This window comes from Rufibacter glacialis (assembly GCF_008271745.1).
In the GTDB taxonomy this organism is placed as follows: domain Bacteria; phylum Bacteroidota; class Bacteroidia; order Cytophagales; family Hymenobacteraceae; genus Nibribacter; species Nibribacter glacialis.
The window spans coordinates 292,000-309,291 of record NZ_VKKZ01000022.1 but is presented as its reverse complement, the minus strand read 5'-3'; the positions used below and the strand labels follow the sequence as shown (position 1 = coordinate 309,291).

13 protein-coding genes are annotated in these 17,292 nt (G+C 52.9%); 4 read left to right on the top strand and 9 right to left on the bottom strand.

Going from position 1 to position 17,292, the window contains the following annotated elements; genetic code table 11:
* The first annotated feature begins 28 nt into the window (after positions 1-28).
* Positions 29-493 (top strand): cold-shock protein, encoded by a 465-nt coding sequence (locus FOE74_RS15125; protein WP_149099463.1) that lies wholly within the window; start codon positions 29-31, stop codon positions 491-493.
* A gap of 189 nt (positions 494-682) precedes the next feature.
* On the opposite strand, the gene FOE74_RS15120 is transcribed toward FOE74_RS15125, so the two are convergent.
* The 6 genes from FOE74_RS15120 to FOE74_RS15095 form a co-directional block, all read right to left on the bottom strand.
* A complete protein-coding gene (locus FOE74_RS15120) occupies positions 683-862 on the bottom strand; it encodes a hypothetical protein (protein ID WP_149099462.1) in 180 nt (59 codons plus the stop codon).
* Positions 863-1,145: 283 nt separating this feature from the next.
* Positions 1,146-1,529, bottom strand: coding sequence for a DUF3037 domain-containing protein (locus tag FOE74_RS15115; RefSeq protein ID WP_149099461.1), 384 nt, complete (start codon positions 1,527-1,529; stop codon positions 1,146-1,148).
* Positions 1,507-2,304 carry a HipA family kinase gene (locus FOE74_RS15110; protein ID WP_149099460.1) on the bottom strand — a complete coding sequence of 266 codons (798 nt, stop codon included), beginning with the start codon at positions 2,302-2,304 and terminating at the stop codon, positions 1,507-1,509. The genes FOE74_RS15115 and FOE74_RS15110 overlap by 23 nt, the downstream gene beginning before the upstream one ends.
* Positions 2,305-2,531: 227 nt before the next feature.
* On the bottom strand, positions 2,532-2,879 hold the full coding sequence (locus FOE74_RS15105; protein ID WP_149099459.1) for a hypothetical protein: 348 nt from the start codon (positions 2,877-2,879) through the stop codon (positions 2,532-2,534).
* 104 nt (positions 2,880-2,983) lie between these two features.
* The gene (locus tag FOE74_RS15100; protein WP_149099458.1) at positions 2,984-3,418 is read right to left on the bottom strand and encodes a hypothetical protein; all 435 of its coding nucleotides are present in this window, start codon (positions 3,416-3,418) and stop codon (positions 2,984-2,986) included.
* 264 nt (positions 3,419-3,682) lie between these two features.
* Positions 3,683-5,242 carry a DUF3943 domain-containing protein gene (locus tag FOE74_RS15095; protein ID WP_149099457.1) on the bottom strand — a complete coding sequence of 520 codons (1,560 nt, stop codon included), beginning with the start codon at positions 5,240-5,242 and terminating at the stop codon, positions 3,683-3,685.
* Between the two features lie 333 nt (positions 5,243-5,575).
* Between FOE74_RS15095 and msrB the strand changes: the two genes are divergently transcribed.
* Positions 5,576-6,049, top strand: a complete 474-nt coding sequence (gene msrB / locus FOE74_RS15090) for a peptide-methionine (R)-S-oxide reductase MsrB (protein ID WP_149099456.1) — start codon at positions 5,576-5,578, stop codon at positions 6,047-6,049.
* 288 nt (positions 6,050-6,337) lie between these two features.
* Here msrB and FOE74_RS15085 read toward each other — a convergent pair whose 3' ends face one another.
* Positions 6,338-8,563 carry a M3 family metallopeptidase gene (locus tag FOE74_RS15085; RefSeq protein WP_149099455.1) on the bottom strand — a complete coding sequence of 742 codons (2,226 nt, stop codon included), beginning with the start codon at positions 8,561-8,563 and terminating at the stop codon, positions 6,338-6,340.
* A gap of 647 nt (positions 8,564-9,210) precedes the next feature.
* On the bottom strand, positions 9,211-10,221 hold the full coding sequence (locus FOE74_RS15080; protein WP_149099454.1) for a glycoside hydrolase family 43 protein: 1,011 nt from the start codon (positions 10,219-10,221) through the stop codon (positions 9,211-9,213).
* Between the two features lie 314 nt (positions 10,222-10,535).
* Between FOE74_RS15080 and FOE74_RS15075 the strand changes: the two genes are divergently transcribed.
* Together FOE74_RS15075 and FOE74_RS15070 are read left to right on the top strand one after the other, a co-directional pair.
* On the top strand, positions 10,536-13,928 hold the full coding sequence (locus tag FOE74_RS15075; protein WP_149099453.1) for a DEAD/DEAH box helicase: 3,393 nt from the start codon (positions 10,536-10,538) through the stop codon (positions 13,926-13,928).
* 591 nt (positions 13,929-14,519) lie between these two features.
* Positions 14,520-16,064 carry a hypothetical protein gene (locus FOE74_RS15070; protein ID WP_149099452.1) on the top strand — a complete coding sequence of 515 codons (1,545 nt, stop codon included), beginning with the start codon at positions 14,520-14,522 and terminating at the stop codon, positions 16,062-16,064.
* 188 nt (positions 16,065-16,252) lie between these two features.
* Here FOE74_RS15070 and FOE74_RS15065 read toward each other — a convergent pair whose 3' ends face one another.
* Positions 16,253-17,029 carry a DUF5602 domain-containing protein gene (locus FOE74_RS15065; RefSeq protein WP_149099451.1) on the bottom strand — a complete coding sequence of 259 codons (777 nt, stop codon included), beginning with the start codon at positions 17,027-17,029 and terminating at the stop codon, positions 16,253-16,255.
* Between the last annotated feature and the right edge of the window lie 263 nt (positions 17,030-17,292).

Sequence of the window (17,292 nt, the reverse complement as noted above, 5' to 3'; positions counted from 1 at the left end):
TATTACCAACAAAGATCAATAACACATAATGGGTAGATCACAAGAAACCTTCAGTAAAAAAGAAAAGGAGAAGAAAAAATTAAAGAAACGCCAAGACAAGGAACAGAAGAAGGAGGAGCGCACCGCCACTTCTAGCAAAGGCAAAGGCATTGATGAGATGCTGGCCTACGTGGATGACAACGGGAACATCACCTCTACGCCCCCGGATCCTAACAAAAAGAAACTGGTGATCAACCAGGAAGACATCCAGATTGGGATCTCCAGACAGGCCGAACCAGACCCAGCCGACCTGATCCGGAAAGGGACCATCACCTTCTTCAACACTTCCAAAGGGTACGGGTTCATCAAAGACCATGACTCGCAGGAAAGCATCTTTGTGCACCAGAATGCTTTGACCACTACCGTGCAGGAAAACGACAAAGTAACCTTTGAGGTAGAGAAAGGGCTGAAAGGCCTGAATGCCATCAATGTGAAGCTTGTTGAAAAAGAATAACCAGCTTTAGCAGAAAACCCGGTAGCCTTCACCGCTTAACCGGCTTCTGCGGCCCTATAAAAAAGGGATTGGTGGCCACGTCTGCTAGACGTGGCCACCAATCCCTTTTTTATTTAACCTTCAGACTACAGATACCTGTTGACGGGGTATTGTTGAAAATGGGTTACTTTTTAAAAATCACCCATTAAACTAGGGTTTGTGCTGCTCTTTGAGGGCGCTATACAGCACCGGGCTGAAGAACCGGAGGTTCTCCATAAAGCAGGTCATGGTGTAGAACTTCTCCAGGTCCACGTCTGGGCTCTCGGCTAAGGAAACCAAGACAGCATCCAGGGTCTGCGCGAAATGGGCGTCAAATTCCTCTTCGGTCATTTTCAGGGGTTTTCTTTGTGATGAGGCGCCATAAGCCGTTGTCAGTATTTGGCTCTTTGGCCACCTCCTTCTGCACCAGTAACACGGCCCGAGGGCTAGTAATTCCTTCTTGAGCTGTCTAATCGCTCCTGCGTGTTTCAGCGGCTTTTTATGAAAACCAGGCCTAAAACAAAGCAAGCTCTCTCCCCTGCCAGCCTCCAGGAATTCAACCCCAGATAGGAACAAGAACCAAGAGGCCTTTTTCTATAATCCAAGGCTACTTCCCCGACTGCCCGGGGCAGCCTTAGCTTACCATTTGGGCAAACAACCGGTCCAGGGTTTCCTGGGCATTGGTGCATAAACCCGGGTGAACCGCTGAGGACTGCACAATGGTGCTTCGGGTGGCGGTAAGCCACCTGAAACGCGAGGCAATAGGCAACCTACCAATGGTGCCCCCAGCTTTGCCTCCGGTGCAGATGGTGGAGAACACCTTCAGCCGCTCCTCCAGTTCTGGCAGGTCTACCCTGGCGGAGAAAGCTTTTAGGCGGTCCTGGTTCAAATGGAAAACCGTTTTCAGGAATCCTTGCGCGGGGCAGTACAGAATGACACCCACGTTGAGGAACTCCTCGCGTTCAACGCAGGGAACCACCCGCAGCGTGGCGTACTCAAATAAGTGCTTTTCTTGCATGCTGCGCTTCTTTGATGAAAATTTCTGTATGGTTCAGGCGGGTCTCCAAAAACAGGGCGTAAGCCTGGCGGTGTTCCTGGGCAGAGGCAAAAGGAGAGTCGCCGGTCAGCCAATCCTCTGGGATCAACGCCACAATGGCCTGGATCTGCGCGGGCGTGAGCAAGGCTTTGAAGGCGGCGTCTACCTCCTCTAACTGGGTGGCTTGCGGCAGCAGCACATGGTCTTTGACCTGCACGAACGGCCGCTTGGCCTGCTCCTGCCAGTTCTGCCAGGAATGGTGGAAATAAAAGGCTGCCCCATGGTCTATAAGCCAGAGTTCCTTGTGCCACATGAGCATGTTGGTATTGCGGGCGGTACGGTCTACGTTGGTGATGAGGCAGTCCAGCCACACAATCTGCGAGGCCAGCAGCGGCTCCACGGTGGTTACCAGGGAATCAAAGGTGATGGCACCAGACAGGTAGTGGAGGCCCAGGTTCAGGCCTGTACTGAACTGCAGCAGGTCCTGGATTTCCTCATCGGGTTCTGCCCGGCCAAAGCTCACATCCAGGTGGGCGAAGACGATCTCCGGGATCTTCAAGCCCAGTACCCGGGCTATCTCTCCGGCCACCAGTTCAGCAATCAGCGCTTTCACACCCTGCCCCGCTCCCCTGAACTTGAGTACGTAAAAGAATCCGTCATCGGCTTCTACGATAGCGGGCAGCGAGCCCCCTTCGCGCAGCGGGGTAACGTACCGCACCACATGCACGGTTCTCAGGTCAGGTTCAGTATGACTCATAGTTACTTCCTTCATGGTCTGTCAAAAACTTTCCGCGGCCGTTAGGCACGGAACATCACCGGCGGGCATCAGCGGCAAAGGCCGGGTAGATGCCTGGCAGGCAAAGGTAAGGCGAAAAGGGCTAGGATGCGTTATTCCGTAAAAAGCCAGGCAAGGGCGGTGGTCACCTCAAAATGCACTTTGACCGGACCGGCTGCCGGCTCTTCGGCTATTGGTTTCTCATAAACCTAGTGAGGGTCAGTCATGACAAAGCATTCCGGGGCCATGACTATGGCAAATTTGCACAAGAGCCCAGCAGCGAACAGAGTGGCCATGTGCTGTTTGAGCCACCGTTGATTGTCGGGTAGCATAGAGGTGATGTTTCGGGCGTCGGTGAGCCACAGGGTTACTTCTTTCAACCGGGCACAGTCAAAGGCCAGGCGGTAACTGTTCCTGAATTCTTCTGGCGTGGGGTTCCTGAAAAACGTGCACAGGAGCAACCCATGCCGCTTGTCTAGCTGAAGCCGGAAGACAGCATCCTCGTAAAGGGTTTGCGGGGATAGGATTCCCCAGGGGTCAGCTTCAGTAATGTTCACGGCTTATTTTTAAGGAAAGGGAATATTTAGGGGAACAGGTTTTCCGCGGAAAAGTTATAGCTCGTTAAAGACGCCTTTTTTTCTGAAATACCTGAAAAACCCAATCAGGATTTTTTTCTTCCTTTCCAGTTCTTGCGCGATTTCTCTTTCTCCTGCTCGGTTTTGAACTTGGTGAACTCCTCATTAGACAAGGTCACCGAGTAATAAGCCGAGGAAAGGATAGTGACATCATCATCAAAGTCGTACTCCAGGGTGAGGTACAGCTTCTTATCTGGGTTCAGCACGTACTCCTCGCCTACCTTGTCAAATACCTTGAACTCGTATTCGCCGTCTTTGGGTTTGCGGGCATCTGTGCGGGCCAGGCAGTCACCGGTGAGCACCAAAGGGGTTTCCAGCTCCACCTCGTACTCAAAGTCCTGGTAGTACCGCCCATCTTTCTTGCTGGTCAGGTATTCCACCGTGTCAAGGTGCACCTCTACGCCTTGGTGGCGGCTGTCTCTTTGAGGGGTGATGTCTAGTACGTTGCCTATTACTTTCATGGTCTTTCTGCGCGGTCCATGGTCCAAGCCTTGGTTCTCCCAATGTCCTTGGCCCTGCTTCTTCAAATTAGTGTCCCAAAGGTACGGCTTCTGGGGTAAAGAGCCCGGCCTTCCCGCAAAATCATGGCTCCTGACCCGGCTATTCTTCTTTCCCGTTCTGGGTTGGCCCAAGTTGAGCCGCTTTGGGCCTCTTTCCCTAAAAACAAGCCCAAAGCGGCTAATGCCGTCAACAAGGAAAGTGTTTGCCAGTGAACAGCCGTTTTATCAATTATACCGGCCCTTGCGCTGCGGGTCCTGGAGGAAGAGTTGCAGGAAGATTTTCTGGTCCGTGATCACGGCCCGTTGGGTAGGATAATCCTCCAGACGCCGGTTGGTGGTGTACCCGAAATGTTCGTACCCCAGGCTCAGGTTCTTGTACACCTGCACCGTAACCCTGGGCCGTACAATGCCAATGGAGTTGTTGCCTTCCAGGCCTTCAAACGTGTTGAGCCAGTAGTGGTAGTACACAAAGGCAGCGGTAGCATGCCGCCCCAGGCTAAGGGTGCTCTCAATTTTCCCGTGCAGGCCGGTGGTGTAGACGTAGTCACGCAGCCCGTTGGCATCTGGGGCAAAGCGGGTGCTGTTCCCGGCCAGGGGAATCACGCCCACGTGGGCATTGGTGTAGAGGCTTACCTGTTTGCTCAGCGGCAACCGGGTGAAAAGACCGGGACCGAACCCCAGGGCACCCAAGTCAAAATTGCGGGTGTTCCAGTAGTCATAGTACTGGAAAAGGCCGGTGAGCACGTCTAGTTTGCCAAGGGAAGAGTTGCGGCCGAAGAGGATTCCGTAGCCGGTGATGTTGTTGATGGTACCTGCCGAGGTGTCATCGCCGCCTTTGCTGAATTCGGCGCGCAGCCGGAAGAGGTCAAATGGTTTGCGTTTTTGCAGCTCAAACGGGTTGCCGTAGTCCAGTTGCACGTTCACCATGGCCTTGGTGTCACTGGACCCGAATACCTCATCCTGGCGTTCGTTCTGGCGGTGCACCCCGGCAAAGAGGGTGACGTTAATGGGTTCCTTCTCATACACCTCCCGGTTGGTGACCTGGAAGGTCTTGCCCTGCAACAGCCGGTTCAGGCCCCGCACCGGGTTCACCAGACCGGCCGCTACCTCCCGCACCGCCCTTTCCCGGCCGGTGGTTCGGTCATCCAGGATATTGGAGCTCAACCTATACAGAATCTCGCCCAGGGCGGCCCCGTTTAGCGGCGTGTAAATCATGTCATTGTAAGAAGGCAGCGTGTTTTCCCCGAAGTACTCCCAGGTAAGGCTTCCGCCTACGGCGAAGGGCAATGACTGCCAGTAATTGTACCCCTGTGAACGGGCGGCGTTGAAGTACAAGGTGCCTTGGTACGGGTGCCCAATGAAGTTGATGCCAAATTCATCGGTATCCCATTCCGGTTCAGATCGCAGGTTCCTCTTCCAGGAATCAACGCTCACGTAGCCATAGTCGGCCTTGGCAATGTAGCGGTTGAACCCCATGAACAAGGCATTGACGCCCACCACCTGGGCGGCGGGTTTCCAGAGAGGCTGGCGCGGGTTGTAAACGGGGTCATCATGGAGCAAGTCGCCGTATTTGTTGAAGCGAGTGGTATCCAGGAGGTGGGCGTTGCCGGGTTCTATCCGGCCCGGTGTTTCAGCGAACAATCTTTTTTTCCGGTCTTTGATGCGTTGCAGTTGCACGTCTCTGGCGCCAAGACCGGGTTTGATGGTGGGAGGTGCCGTGATCACCTGGGCCTGCACCCCCATTACCCAATAAAAACAGAGAAGAAAAGTAAGGGTATATTTCATATGCGCGTGTAAGTCTGGCAGGCGACACGGACCTTGCAATCCTTGGGCCTACAGGCGTCATACGGAAAAAGCAGAAGAAAAGTAGTATTTATCCCATGCAGTTCGGTTTCCAGAGGAAGCAAAAAAAGTCTCACAAGAGTGTTTCGCCCTTATATTCAAGAATATAGACTTAAACTATTCCAAGTCAATCCTGCTGAACCCTTGGCTAAGCGCATAGAGGTTTGGCACTCTTTGGCAAGCGCCGCTGCACTGGGCCCCTTTCTGCCAGAATAGAGGAACCACCCGGCCACTTCCCCCGTTTTTGCTTCTACTACCTCTTACCTATTCAAGGAAATGCTTCGCTGGCTGGACGTGATCAAATTTGCCAAATACAGTAATCCTGAACCATCCAGGCGGGTGGATAAAACCGAGGCGGAATGGCAGCAGGTGCTCACTCCTGCCCAATACCGGATCTTACGGCAGAAAGAAACGGAACCGCCCTACCGGAATGCCTATTGCCGTTCTTATGATCCCGGGGTGTACGCCTGCGCCGCCTGCGGAAGCCCTTTGTTCCACTCCACCCAGAAATACCACGCCATCTCTGGTTGGCCTAGTTTTACCCACCCCCTCACCAAAAATGCCCTCCAATACCACTTCGACGACAGCCACCACATGCAGCGCATAGAAGTACAATGCAACACCTGCGACGGGCACCTGGGCCACGTATTCCCAGACGGCCCTGAACCCACCGGCCTTCGCTACTGCATCAATTCTGAGAGTTTGCAGAGAGTGGAGGAGATCTCTGAAAAAGAAAGCGAAAATACCTGACCTTCTGCCCTGTAAGGCGGCCTTTGCTCAGGTAATTATTTTAAAACAAGTACGCATTTCGTCCCCCTTTGAAGGGGGTAGGGGGATGACCAAGGCAGTAAAAGAACGAAAAGCAGATGTTAAATAGCACCAGAGACAGATTCTCGGGAATGCCATGATCAGAAAGAGTTATCAACCCCTACCCCCTTCTAAGGGGGACGAAATGCCTTTAGAAAGCAAATAGAAAAAGCCTCCTGCCCTTCCTTTTTTTCGGAGGCACAGGAGGCTGTTCTATTTCAGTGAGCCCAACTACTTCTTAGAAGTCTTTGGTGCAGCGGTTTTCTGATTAGGAACCGGGAAGCCCCGGTCACGCATGAGCGCGTCTATCTTGGCGTCACGGCCTCTGAACAGGCGGTAGGCTTCAGCGGGATCCATGGAGTTGCGCGGGGCGAAGAGGTATTTCACCAGTTTGGCGGCTACTTCTTTGTCATAGAAGCCGCCGGGAGCCTCTTCAAACGCTTCAGCGGCATCTGCCGTGAGTACGTCTGCCCACAGGTAACCATAGTAGCCGGTGGCGTAGCCTTCACCGGAGAACACGTGGGTGAAGTGCGGCGACCGGTGGCGCATCACAATCTCCTTGGGCATGTTCAGGGCCGCCAGCGTCTCGCGCTCAAATTTGTCGGGGTCAATGCCGGCGGGTTCTGGAAGCGTATGGTACTTCATGTCCATCAGAGCCGAGGCCAGGAACTCAGTCGTTTCAAACCCTTGGTTGAAAGTGGCTGCCTTCTTGATCTTGGCCACCAGGTCTGCCGGCATTACCTGTCCGGTTTTGTGGTGCTTCAGGAACTGGTTGATCACCTTGTCCGTGGACAGCCAGCGCTCCAGCAACTGCGACTGGAACTCGGTGTAGTCCCGCACGCCGCTGTTGAGGGTGGGGTATTTCACGTTAGAGGCCAGGAAGTGGAGGGCGTGCCCAAACTCATGGAAGAACGTGGTGGCATCATCCCAGGAAATAAGCACAGGCTCACCCGGCGCGGGCTTGATGAAGTTGGAGTTGTTGGAGGCCAGCACCGTTTTCTTGCCGTCAAAGGTAGAGAAGCTGCGGTACTGTGAGGCCCAGGCCCCGGAGCGCTTACCCGGACGGGCGAACGGATCTAAATACCAAAGGCCTATGTGCTCCCCGGTGGTTTTATCAGTTACTTCCCACACTTTCACGTCTTCATGGAAAACGGGCACAGAACCGGCGGGAACGGGTTTAAAGGCGAAATTAAACAACTCACCGGCCGTGAAGAAGATGGCCTGCGTGAGGTTGCCCAGCTCCAGGTACTGCTTCACTTGGTCAGAATCCAGGTCGTATTTCTTTTTGCGCACTTTCTCGGCGTAGTAGCGGTAATCCCAGGGGGCAATGGTGATCTTGGCACCGCTGGCATTGGCCACGGCCTGCATGTCTTTCACCTCCTGCTTTACCCGGGCCAGGGCTGCCGGCCATACGGCGTTCATCAGGTTCATGGCGTTCTGCGGGTTCTTGGCCATGCGGTTCTGCAAGCGCCAATCAGCGTAGGTGTCATAGCCTAGCAGTTTCACCCGCTCATCCCGCAACTGCAGAATCTTGGCGATGTTCTGGTTGTTGTCGTTCGCATCTCCGTTGTCGGCGCGGGAGTAATAGGTGTTCCAGACTTTCTCGCGCAGCGCCCGGTTGTCTGCATAGGTCAGGAACTGGTCCATGCTGGATCGGGTATTGGTCACGGCGTATTTGCCTGGCTGCCCGTGGTCTTCGGCTGCTTTGGCCGCCGCTTTCAAAAAAGACTCCGGTAACCCGCTGGCCTGCTCCTTGGTGAAATAGGTCACGTACCTTTCCTCATCGGCGAGCACGTTGTTGCCGAAGGAGGTATACAGCGAGGACAGTTCCTTGTTGATGGCCGCGTACCGTTGCTTGGCCTCGGGGCTCAGGCCAGCTCCTTCCATCGCGAATTCCTCATAGATCAACTGCACCACGCGCTGCTGGTCGGTGGGCAGAGGAGATTTCTGCGCATGGTCATACACGGCCTTGATGCGCTGGAACAATTTGGGGTTCTGCGAGACCTGTGACCGGAAATCAGAGATTTTAGGCGCCAGTTCGGCTTGAATCTTCCGGTACTCCGGCGACGACATGTTGCTGCCCCAGATACCGTAATAGATGAAGGCCCGGCCTAACTCCTCCCCTGCTTTCTCATACGGCACGATGGTATTCTCAAACGTAGGGGCCGCCGGGTTATTCACAATGGCCTCAATGTCTGCCAGGTGCAAGGCCATGCCTTTTTCCAGGGCAGGCTTGATGTCCCCCAGGTTCATCTTGTCAAAGGCCGGTACCCCGCCGTACGGACCGGTCCATTCCGCCAGCAGCAGATTTTCTGGTTCCTGCTGTGCTTGGGTTACGGCCGGAGGGGTGGGAACGGTGGCAGTAGGCTGCTGGGGCTGCGTGGAGGTACAGCCTACCAGTGCCAGCATCACCAGAAAACCTGGTTTCTTGCCAAAGGCTATGGTTTGTTTGTTCATCTTAAGTTCAGTTTCAGCAAAAGCGCAAATGGCACTTCTGGGGGTATTTTGAAACATGAAGTTACTAAAAACAAAGCATAAACGCGCCGGAAAGAGCAAATGAGCCTAAAGCAACAATGAAGGGAAGCAGCAAAGTAAAACACCAGCCCTGCCTATCCAACACAGATTATCCCCTTGAGAAGTTCCTCATATACAGATTAAAGCACGATCGCAGATTGCCTACTTACAAGGGTTTAGGCAATGATTCCGCTTGTTAATAGATGATTATGCTGGTGGCTGATTACACGGGCTGAGGAAGATATTCTGCGAATGGCGCTGTTCGGGATTTCCAATCCCGAACCATACTGTCGGGGATTTATAAATCCCCTTTCAATCCGTTTCGCCTGGTTAAGTAGAGCTGAGGATTGGAAATCCCCGACAGAGTGCTTTCGGATGGATAAATCCGAAAGAGCCATTTAAAGATAAGGATTACGCACAGGCCAAGGATGGTATTACCCGGTTACGCCCAGCTGTTTAGAATGAACGAAGGTTAGCTGCGTCTTCTCCCGCCTTTTTCATCCCCCTACCCCCTTCAAAGGGGAACGAAATGCGTCCCAAATCGAGAATATCCCTGCTTACATGTAATCCTTATCAGAATCTCCTACCCATTATAAAGGTCTTCTAGCTACTCCTTCCTTCGTCAACTTCACGGGTTTGATAAAGCCGTGCTGGTCAAAGGACATTTGCTCTATGCAGGTGACGCGGTGGTCTCTGTCGGTTTCGGTTAAGGGGCGGCGGTGGTAGACAATGTACCATTCGTCTTTTTTGGGTACCTGAATTACGGAGTGGTGCCCGGCGCCGGTGGCGATGGCGGGGTCTTGCTGCAAAATTTTGCCCACCCGCTCAAAAGGCCCGAAGGGAGAGTCGGCCACGGCATAGGCCACGGAATAATCCGGCCCGGTCCAACCGCCTTCTGACCACATGAAATAGTATTTCCCGTTCCGGATGAACATAAACGGGCCTTCCACATAATTCTGCGGCGTGATTTCCTTGAACGTGCTACCATCTGGAAAAGGCACGAAACCAGTGAAATCATCCTTCAGTTTGGCAATGTTGCAGTGCCGCCAGCCGCCGTAAATCAAATAATACTGGCCGTCTTTATCCTGAAAAACAAACTGGTCAATGGGTTGTGCCCCGTTGTGGAACTTGTCTACCAGCGGCTTGCCTAGGTAATCCTTGAATGGGCCCTCGGGCTTGTCAGCCACGGCCACACCGATGCCGCCCAGTTCCTGGTCGCTCTGAATATCATTCGCCCCGAAAAACAGGAAGTACTTTTTGCCTTTCTGCACCACCGCGGGCGCCCACATCGCCTTTTTCGCCCATTTGACAGAGGCGGTATCTATGATGCGGTTATGCTTGGTCCAGGAAACCAGGTCAGGGGAGGAAAAGGCATCCAGGTGCACCTGGTCTTTGTAGCGCGCCGAGAACGTGGGGTAAATCCAGTACTTCTTGCCGAAGATGATGCCCTCCGGGTCTGCGTACCAGCCCGGGAATACAGGGTTGCCTGCGGTCACTGCGTTTTTGTTTTCGCCTGCTTTATTGGTTTGTGAGGTTGTACATGAGGATAGGCAGAGGCCTAAGAGCGCGAACGCCAGACAAATACGCAGTTGTTGCTTCATTTCAGATTCTGGATTAGGCAGAAATATAAGAAAATACCTGAAAAACGGGGATGGCTAATAACAAGTGTGAAAAAGGCAACCACCAGGGATTGCCCCTACAAAGGGTGGTGTGGTATTTCAGACAGTAGGGGCAATCCCTTGTGGTTGCCCTCCCTTTACTACCCGCTATTTCCGTTGCAAACAAATCCCCCCTTTCCCTCCTATTTTCCAAAAAACAACCCCTAAACGCCAAGGCTCTTCCGCCTTCTGCTAAAAAGGCAAAACAAACCCTTCGCCAGAAAATACCTAACTTCAACCCTCAGAACAACGGCGACATGGCGGAGAAAGAACAGGCACCCAGGCAGGCAAGCGTACCCCCCACAGAGTATTTCTTGGAAGGCATATCAGGGGCGAGTCTCACCTACGCTACCATTGCCCGCCACTCTTCCGCCGAGGCCATGGCAGGCGGCAGCAGTAGTTTTGAATTGCAGCCAACCCACCTGGAGATTAACCGGGCAGTGATCTCGGGGGTGTCTCCTTTGGTGCGTTTTCCGGCTGTTTCGGTAAAACAGCTCCCCAACGGACTGCTGCTTTCCTGCGGCTGTCCCGCTCCCAAACAGGCGTTGTGCGCCCACCAATCGCAGGTGCTGCAAACGCTTCTGAACCGAAACGATTTACGGGCCTTTTTTGACGAAAAGCTCCGTAAGGAGAAAATAAAACCGGTGGCGGCGGAGTACGGCCTGGCCGAAGAAGACAACCTAGACCAGTACTTCTCCCTGGAATACGCGAATAAAAGCCTGTCCATCAAACCCCGGCTCACGGAGTTGCTGCCCATCACCGAGGAGTCGCAGGCGTTTCTGAAAGAGAAGTTGGTACCCAAACAAGGGCTGCCTTTTCTGCCTTCGGGCCCCAGCCCCAAAGAAAACACCCAGCGCATCATGGTGCTGGGCGAGCACAAATACTACAAGCACCTGAGCGTGGAACTGCTGGAGGCGGCCACCACGCAAACCGGGAAAATCAAGAACCCGCTCAAGGCGCTGGCTCCGCTGGATTTAGTCTGGCAAACAAACCAGCCCGAGGAACTCAAGTTCTACACCGCCCTTTCCCGCTTCCAGAACAACTACAACACCGAACCCTCTCAGGCCGACCTGGAAGCGCTCAAAGCCTTGGTGCAGAATCCGCTGGGCCTGGAGGTGTACCAGCATAACCCTGATATATCAGCTAACATCACAGCTAGTTCCGTTTCACCTATCCAACTGAAGAAAGCACCCTTGGATTTGGTGCTGGAGGTGCAGGTGAAAGACAACTTCTACTCCGTCACCGCGCTGCTGCACATAGAAGACCAGCCGTACGCGTTAAAGCACCTGCAGATCAAGTACGGGCACTTCCTCCAGATCCAGGACCGGCTGTATCTGCTGCACAACCCGGACTTGCGCCGCGTCATCGACTTTTTCCAGAAGCGGGGCTATTACCTGCTGGTGCATGCCTCTAAGTTTGAAGAGTTCCGGGAGAACATTTTGGCGAACCTGGAAACCCGCATCAAGATCTCGTACTCGTACCTGAAACCGGCTACCCCCAAGCAACTGGAAGAACAGGGCTTTGACGAGGGTCGGGAGCAGCTCATTTACCTTTCAGAATCCGAGGATTACTTGTTGCTAACGCCGGTCATGCGATACGGGCACGTGGAGATCCCGGTGCTCTCCCAGAAGCAGATTTACGCGACGGATGTGCTGGGCAATTCCTTCACCGTAGTGCGCGACAGGGAAGCCGAGTTGCAGTTTCTGGCCCTGATTCTGCGGCAGCATCCGTTTTTCAAAGAGCAGCTGCACCTGGACTGCTTTTACCTGCACAAAGATCGGTTCCTGGACCAGGAATGGTTTCTGGAAGCCTTTGACACCTGGCGCAACAAGGACATCACCGTACTGGGCTTCAAAGAACTGAAAACCACCAACCTGAACCCGCACAAAGTCAACATCACCATTCTGGTGACCAGCGGCATCAACTGGTTTGACACCTCTTTGGATGTGCAGTTCGGGAAGCAGAAAGCCTCGCTCAAGAACCTGCACAAAACGCTGCGCAACAAAAGCCGCTTCGTACAACTGGATGATGGTACCCAGGGCATTCTGCCGCAGGAATGGATAGAGAAACTCAAACGCTTTTTTGAGCCCGCAGAGGTGGTGGGGGAACGCCTGCGCACGCCCAAGATGAACTTCTCCACTATTGAAGAACTCTACGAGGAGGAAGTTCTGAGCCAGGAGGTGCGCCAGGAACTAGTCACCTACCGGACGAAGCTCGCCCACTTTGAAGCCATTCCTGAGGTGGCCGTTCCTGCCGAGTTGCACGCCACCCTCCGCACGTACCAGCAGCAGGGCCTGAACTGGCTTTCGTTCCTGGATCAGTTCAACTTCGGGGGCTGTCTGGCAGATGATATGGGCTTGGGGAAAACGGTACAGATTCTGGCTTTTCTGCTCTCGCAACGCGGCAAAGTGGCCCGCAACACCAACCTGGTGGTGGTGCCTACCTCGCTGCTGTTTAACTGGCAGGAAGAAGTAGCCAAGTTCGCGCCTTCCCTCAAAATATTGACGGTGTACGGCAACAACCGCGTCAAAAATCCGCTGGAACTGGACGGCTATGAACTGGTACTCACCACGTACGGCACGTTGTTGTCAGACCTTCTGGTGCTGAAGGACTACCGGTTCAACTACATTATCCTGGACGAGTCGCAGAACATCAAGAATCCGGAATCGCAGCGGTACCGGGCGGTGCGTCTGTTGCAGGCCCGCAACCGTATCGTGATGACCGGTACGCCGCTGGAAAACAACACCTACGACCTGTACAGCCAGCTTTCCTTCGCCTGTCCCGGCTTGCTGGGCAACAAACGCTTTTTCCGCGACCACTATTCCAAGCCCATTGACCAGTTCAAGAGTAGCGTTCGGGCCGCCGAGTTGCAGCGCAAAATAAGTCCTTTCCTGCTACGGCGCACTAAAGAACAAGTAGCCAAAGAACTGCCGGACAAAACCGAGATGGTGCTCTATTGCGAGATGGGCACCCAGCAGCGCCAGGTCTACGCCGCCTATGAATTGGAGATCAGGGAATTCATTTCGGCCCAGGCCGATGCGGAAATCCAGAAGAACCCCATGCACGTGCTGCGCGGCCTCACCAAACTGCGCCAGATCTGCAACTCCCCTGCCCTACTGCCTGAGGAAGCATCTTTCGGTGAGGCTTCTTCTAAGCTGAACGTGCTATTGGAGCAGATTGAAAGCAAAGCGCCGCACCACAAGATTCTGGTGTTCTCGCAGTTCGTTTCCATGCTGGAATTGATAAAGAAGGAGCTAAATACCCGCGGCATTTCCTATTCCATGCTCACCGGCCAGACCAAAGACCGCCAAGGCGCGGTGGCGGCTTTCCAGGAACAGGAAGACGTGCGGGTGTTTCTCATCAGCCTCAAAGCGGGCGGCACCGGCCTCAACCTCACCCGCGCCGATTATGTGTACCTGGTAGACCCCTGGTGGAACCCCGCCGTGGAGAACCAGGCCATTGACCGCACCTACCGCATTGGCCAGGAGAAGAACGTGGTCGCCGTCCGCCTCATCTGCCCAGACACCGTGGAAGAGAAAATCATGAAGCTGCAGGCGAGTAAGAAAGACCTAGTGCAGGACTTGATCAAGACGGATGGGGGGATGCTGAAGGCATTTAGTAAACAGGAGTTGCTGGCGTTGTTGGGGTGAGGTGCGTTTAAGAAGTGTTTTTGGGAAAAAGGCCTGGAACAGGTGCATGCCTTTTGTCCTTGCTGCTGCTTTAGTGCATGCCTTTTGTCCTTGCTAGCGTGGCGGCTGCTGTCTGCGAGGCCCTTCTGCTTGGTCTTTTCATAGCTACCCTTCGTGCGCTCACGGCCGCGAGGCCCCGTCCTCCCCGCTCGCACTGCCCTTTCGGCCTGCACCGTTCTGCTCTCTTAGTAATCGTCTATCTAGGGCCAAAAGCGAGGCGCGCTCGGGAAAGACTGGAAACGGGGAAAGTAGCATTACCGGTGATGATGTACCCTCTGTAGAGACTAGGCACCGCCTTGTCTCCTTACGCATTGCCATCTCTTGTCTTCTACACATGGCTATCTTTTGTCTCTCTCACGTATTACTATCCTCTGTCTTTGGCACCCATTTCTAATCAAATGCCAAGGAATGTTTTCCTGTGGGGTTAAGGGGTTGGTTCTGCTCCCATCCTTCCTAAACCTACCAAAGAATTCTGAGCAGACGGTCTATGGAATTTGCCGAGGGCGGGCATCTTTTGCTTAGAAAGGATTCTTCCACCTAACGCCTTCCGTCATGAAAACTCCCAAGACCATTTCCACCACTATGCCAGTGATAGTGGCTACTTGTTTCATTTTGCTGGCGGTACTGCCCATCTTGTTGTTAACTACCCTTTCTTATGGTCAGAGCCAGGTGGCAGAGACCTCAGATTCAGAGTTCAAAACCCACCCAAATGGCTTGATTTATAGCAACCATACCATTACTCAACTCAAGGCCATTGTAGATTCCTTGAATTTGAAACACAAAGTATGTGAGCTGCACAAAGAGTATCGGGCTATGTCCCAGGCCCGGGGGCATTATACCTCTCTAGCAAAAGGAGACATCAAAGCTGCAAAAGCTGACCTGGAGCAGAACATTTCCTTTGAAGGGTTTTTAAGGAAATACCGGCCCGCCAACATCAGCCAGGATCTACTGGTGGCCAAGGACAGAAGCAAAGATTACGAGGGGAATGAAACTATAGAGTTCTTCAGTTTACCGCTCAACGGAAAAGGAGAGCACACCATTAGCATTTCAGCTGACTCCTTTCAAGAAAAGAAACCCCTGAAAGAAAATTGGGTAGTCAACTATCGTCCAAAAACCAGGTATTCTGAGGAAAGTATAGCGGCTTTTTACTTTCCAGAGGAATTCAATGCTCCCCCTCTGCCCAAACAGTATGCCCGTATGGTACAATACGCCGATTGCCTGATAGACACCACCGCCCAAATCTATGTTGAGACAGTTTGGGGGAGAAACGGGAACCAAGGAAAGACACCCGCCGCCATAGAGAACTTCATCAGATACGTCCACCAAGAGACAGGTAAGCCCGAATATGATGAAAAGCAGGGGGAAGCTTTTTCTGCAAAGCATTCCCAGTGGTACCACCACACCAGGAAAACCATGGTTCAGGATGATCTGTCAAAGCGGAAAGAGTTCATGGATCTTTTAACCAAGGCACTGTCTGTTGCTCTAATAGAAGGTGGGTATGACAACGAATTTGAAGAATACGTGGGGTTGTATATTTCAAGAAAGGCAGAGTTAGACTTGAAAAGGAAACGCCGTGTAATAGGAAGCTGTAGCCAGGATACTGCTCCGCGGGCCCATGCGGTGGCTATCGCCAAACTGTCTGCTGAAACGGTAAACTGGGAAACCTTCTTGCGGGCCCATCTTGATATTATGAATGACCGTTTTGATCGGGTTTCAGACGGTAACTATGCCTGGGCCGGAAGAAAAACCTATATCAAAGAACTGGAAGTAGTAGACATCAACGTGGCAGACCTTCTTCTGGGTATCAGCCTCAGGCTAGAGAACTCCGGCGAGAACCATTACTACGGCAACATTGGGCGAATAGGCAGAGCGTTAACAGAAGCTCAGAATGCCCCCTCCCTAGAAAACCAAATCCTTGCCATGATCCAGGACAAACAATTGGATACTTACAACCGAATACTTCTGTACTACCTGTTTAAGCACTACAATATCAACCTAGAGGATAAGAATCGGCAGAAAGCAAATCTTAAACGCTTGAATGAAGCTGTTCAACATCTGCCTGCTTATCTGGCTGCCAAAGCGACCGTGAAAGATTAGATAAAAACCTCACCTGCTCCCTGGTTCAAGCATAGGTTCCCTCCGCAGGTTCATTCATAGCTCTTAAGCTACCCTAATTTTTTTTACCACCTACAGCAAAAGAGGCTGTTTTGGTGCTGTTTTTCTTTAAACAGCACCAAAACAGCCTCTTGCATCACTAGCTTTCTCACCAGCCTCAGAAGAAGAGGTTATTGCTTCTGGGTAAGGTCAAGCAAAGAGATGGTGTATTCTTTGGTATTGGCATTGTAAGAAAAGCTGTACCGCTGCGGATACAAGCCGGCCATCTGATAAGAGGCGGGCTGCGGAATATCCATGGTTTGGGTGCCAATAGTAGGCAGGGTTTTCAGGTATGCCAGCGTGAACATGGGCTCATGAAAGATGAAATTGCCATTGAAAGAGCCATAGATAAAGTTTTTGGCGAAGTTCCCCGGGGTGTTATTGACATCTGTGAAGTCTATCCAATGGGCTCCCATGCCAGGTACTATGCCGGGGGTAATCATATAATTCTGGGGCCTGAATTGCGCGGCAGGCATTTGGTCGGTGGCGGCGCTTCCCTGGATATTGGCTACCTGATCTGGCGGGATCATGTAGAAATGCAGGTCAAAGTGGGGCGCACCATACAAAGGTCCCGGGTCATGGCCCTGGGGATTCCAATCCAGCATGACATGGTCATAGAGGGTTTGATCTGCCTGCGCCGGTAAGGCGAGGGTATACATGCGCATGGCGTTGCCCAGGTTACCGGTGATGGCTTGTTCAGAGAAGGTCAGGCCCAAAGAGGTGGGGGTGCCTGCGTCATTGGTGGTGACCCAGGTCCTGGCATTTCCCTGCCCCACGGTCACCAAGGGGCCGTAAAAGGTACCAGCCATGTCATCGTCATCATCATCAGAACAGGTGGTGAAGAAACTTAAGGAACATAGGAGCCCGCACCAGAGCAAGGCCTTGGTATAAAATACATGTGCTTTCATCAGAATAGAAAGATGAATGAAAAGTATAGAAAACAAGGGGGAACCAGAACAGCGGTTGCAATAGCGGGTACTGCCGGTAGCGCTAACTAGAAAAGGTGGGCAGATGACGGACGTAGGAACGCCAACACAGGTGACAGGATACTCCACCTAGGGAGAGAAGGGAAATTGCTGGGAGCCTTAGCAGCTCCTTTAAAGGGCTTGTGCCGAAAAACGGAACCATGCCTTAGACGGTTTCCCATGGCCTGAAAACTAGATACCGGCTT

Bases quoted from the DNA above. Each gene is read 5' to 3' on its own strand.
- msrB (WP_149099456.1), top strand. From the start codon at position 5,576: ATGCTTCGCTGGCTGGACGTGATCAAATTTGCCAAATACAGTAATCCT.
- FOE74_RS15080 (WP_149099454.1), bottom strand. From the start codon at position 10,221: ATGAAGCAACAACTGCGTATTTGTCTGGCGTTCGCGCTCTTAGGCCTC.
- FOE74_RS15065 (WP_149099451.1), bottom strand. From the start codon at position 17,029: ATGAAAGCACATGTATTTTATACCAAGGCCTTGCTCTGGTGCGGGCTC.
- FOE74_RS15070 (WP_149099452.1), top strand. From the start codon at position 14,520: ATGAAAACTCCCAAGACCATTTCCACCACTATGCCAGTGATAGTGGCT.
- FOE74_RS15120 (WP_149099462.1), bottom strand. From the start codon at position 862: ATGACCGAAGAGGAATTTGACGCCCATTTCGCGCAGACCCTGGATGCT.
- FOE74_RS15085 (WP_149099455.1), bottom strand. From the start codon at position 8,563: ATGAACAAACAAACCATAGCCTTTGGCAAGAAACCAGGTTTTCTGGTG.
- FOE74_RS15095 (WP_149099457.1), bottom strand. From the start codon at position 5,242: ATGAAATATACCCTTACTTTTCTTCTCTGTTTTTATTGGGTAATGGGG.
- FOE74_RS15110 (WP_149099460.1), bottom strand. From the start codon at position 2,304: ATGAGTCATACTGAACCTGACCTGAGAACCGTGCATGTGGTGCGGTAC.
- FOE74_RS15125 (WP_149099463.1), top strand. From the start codon at position 29: ATGGGTAGATCACAAGAAACCTTCAGTAAAAAAGAAAAGGAGAAGAAA.
- FOE74_RS15100 (WP_149099458.1), bottom strand. From the start codon at position 3,418: ATGAAAGTAATAGGCAACGTACTAGACATCACCCCTCAAAGAGACAGC.
- FOE74_RS15115 (WP_149099461.1), bottom strand. From the start codon at position 1,529: ATGCAAGAAAAGCACTTATTTGAGTACGCCACGCTGCGGGTGGTTCCC.
- FOE74_RS15075 (WP_149099453.1), top strand. From the start codon at position 10,536: ATGGCGGAGAAAGAACAGGCACCCAGGCAGGCAAGCGTACCCCCCACA.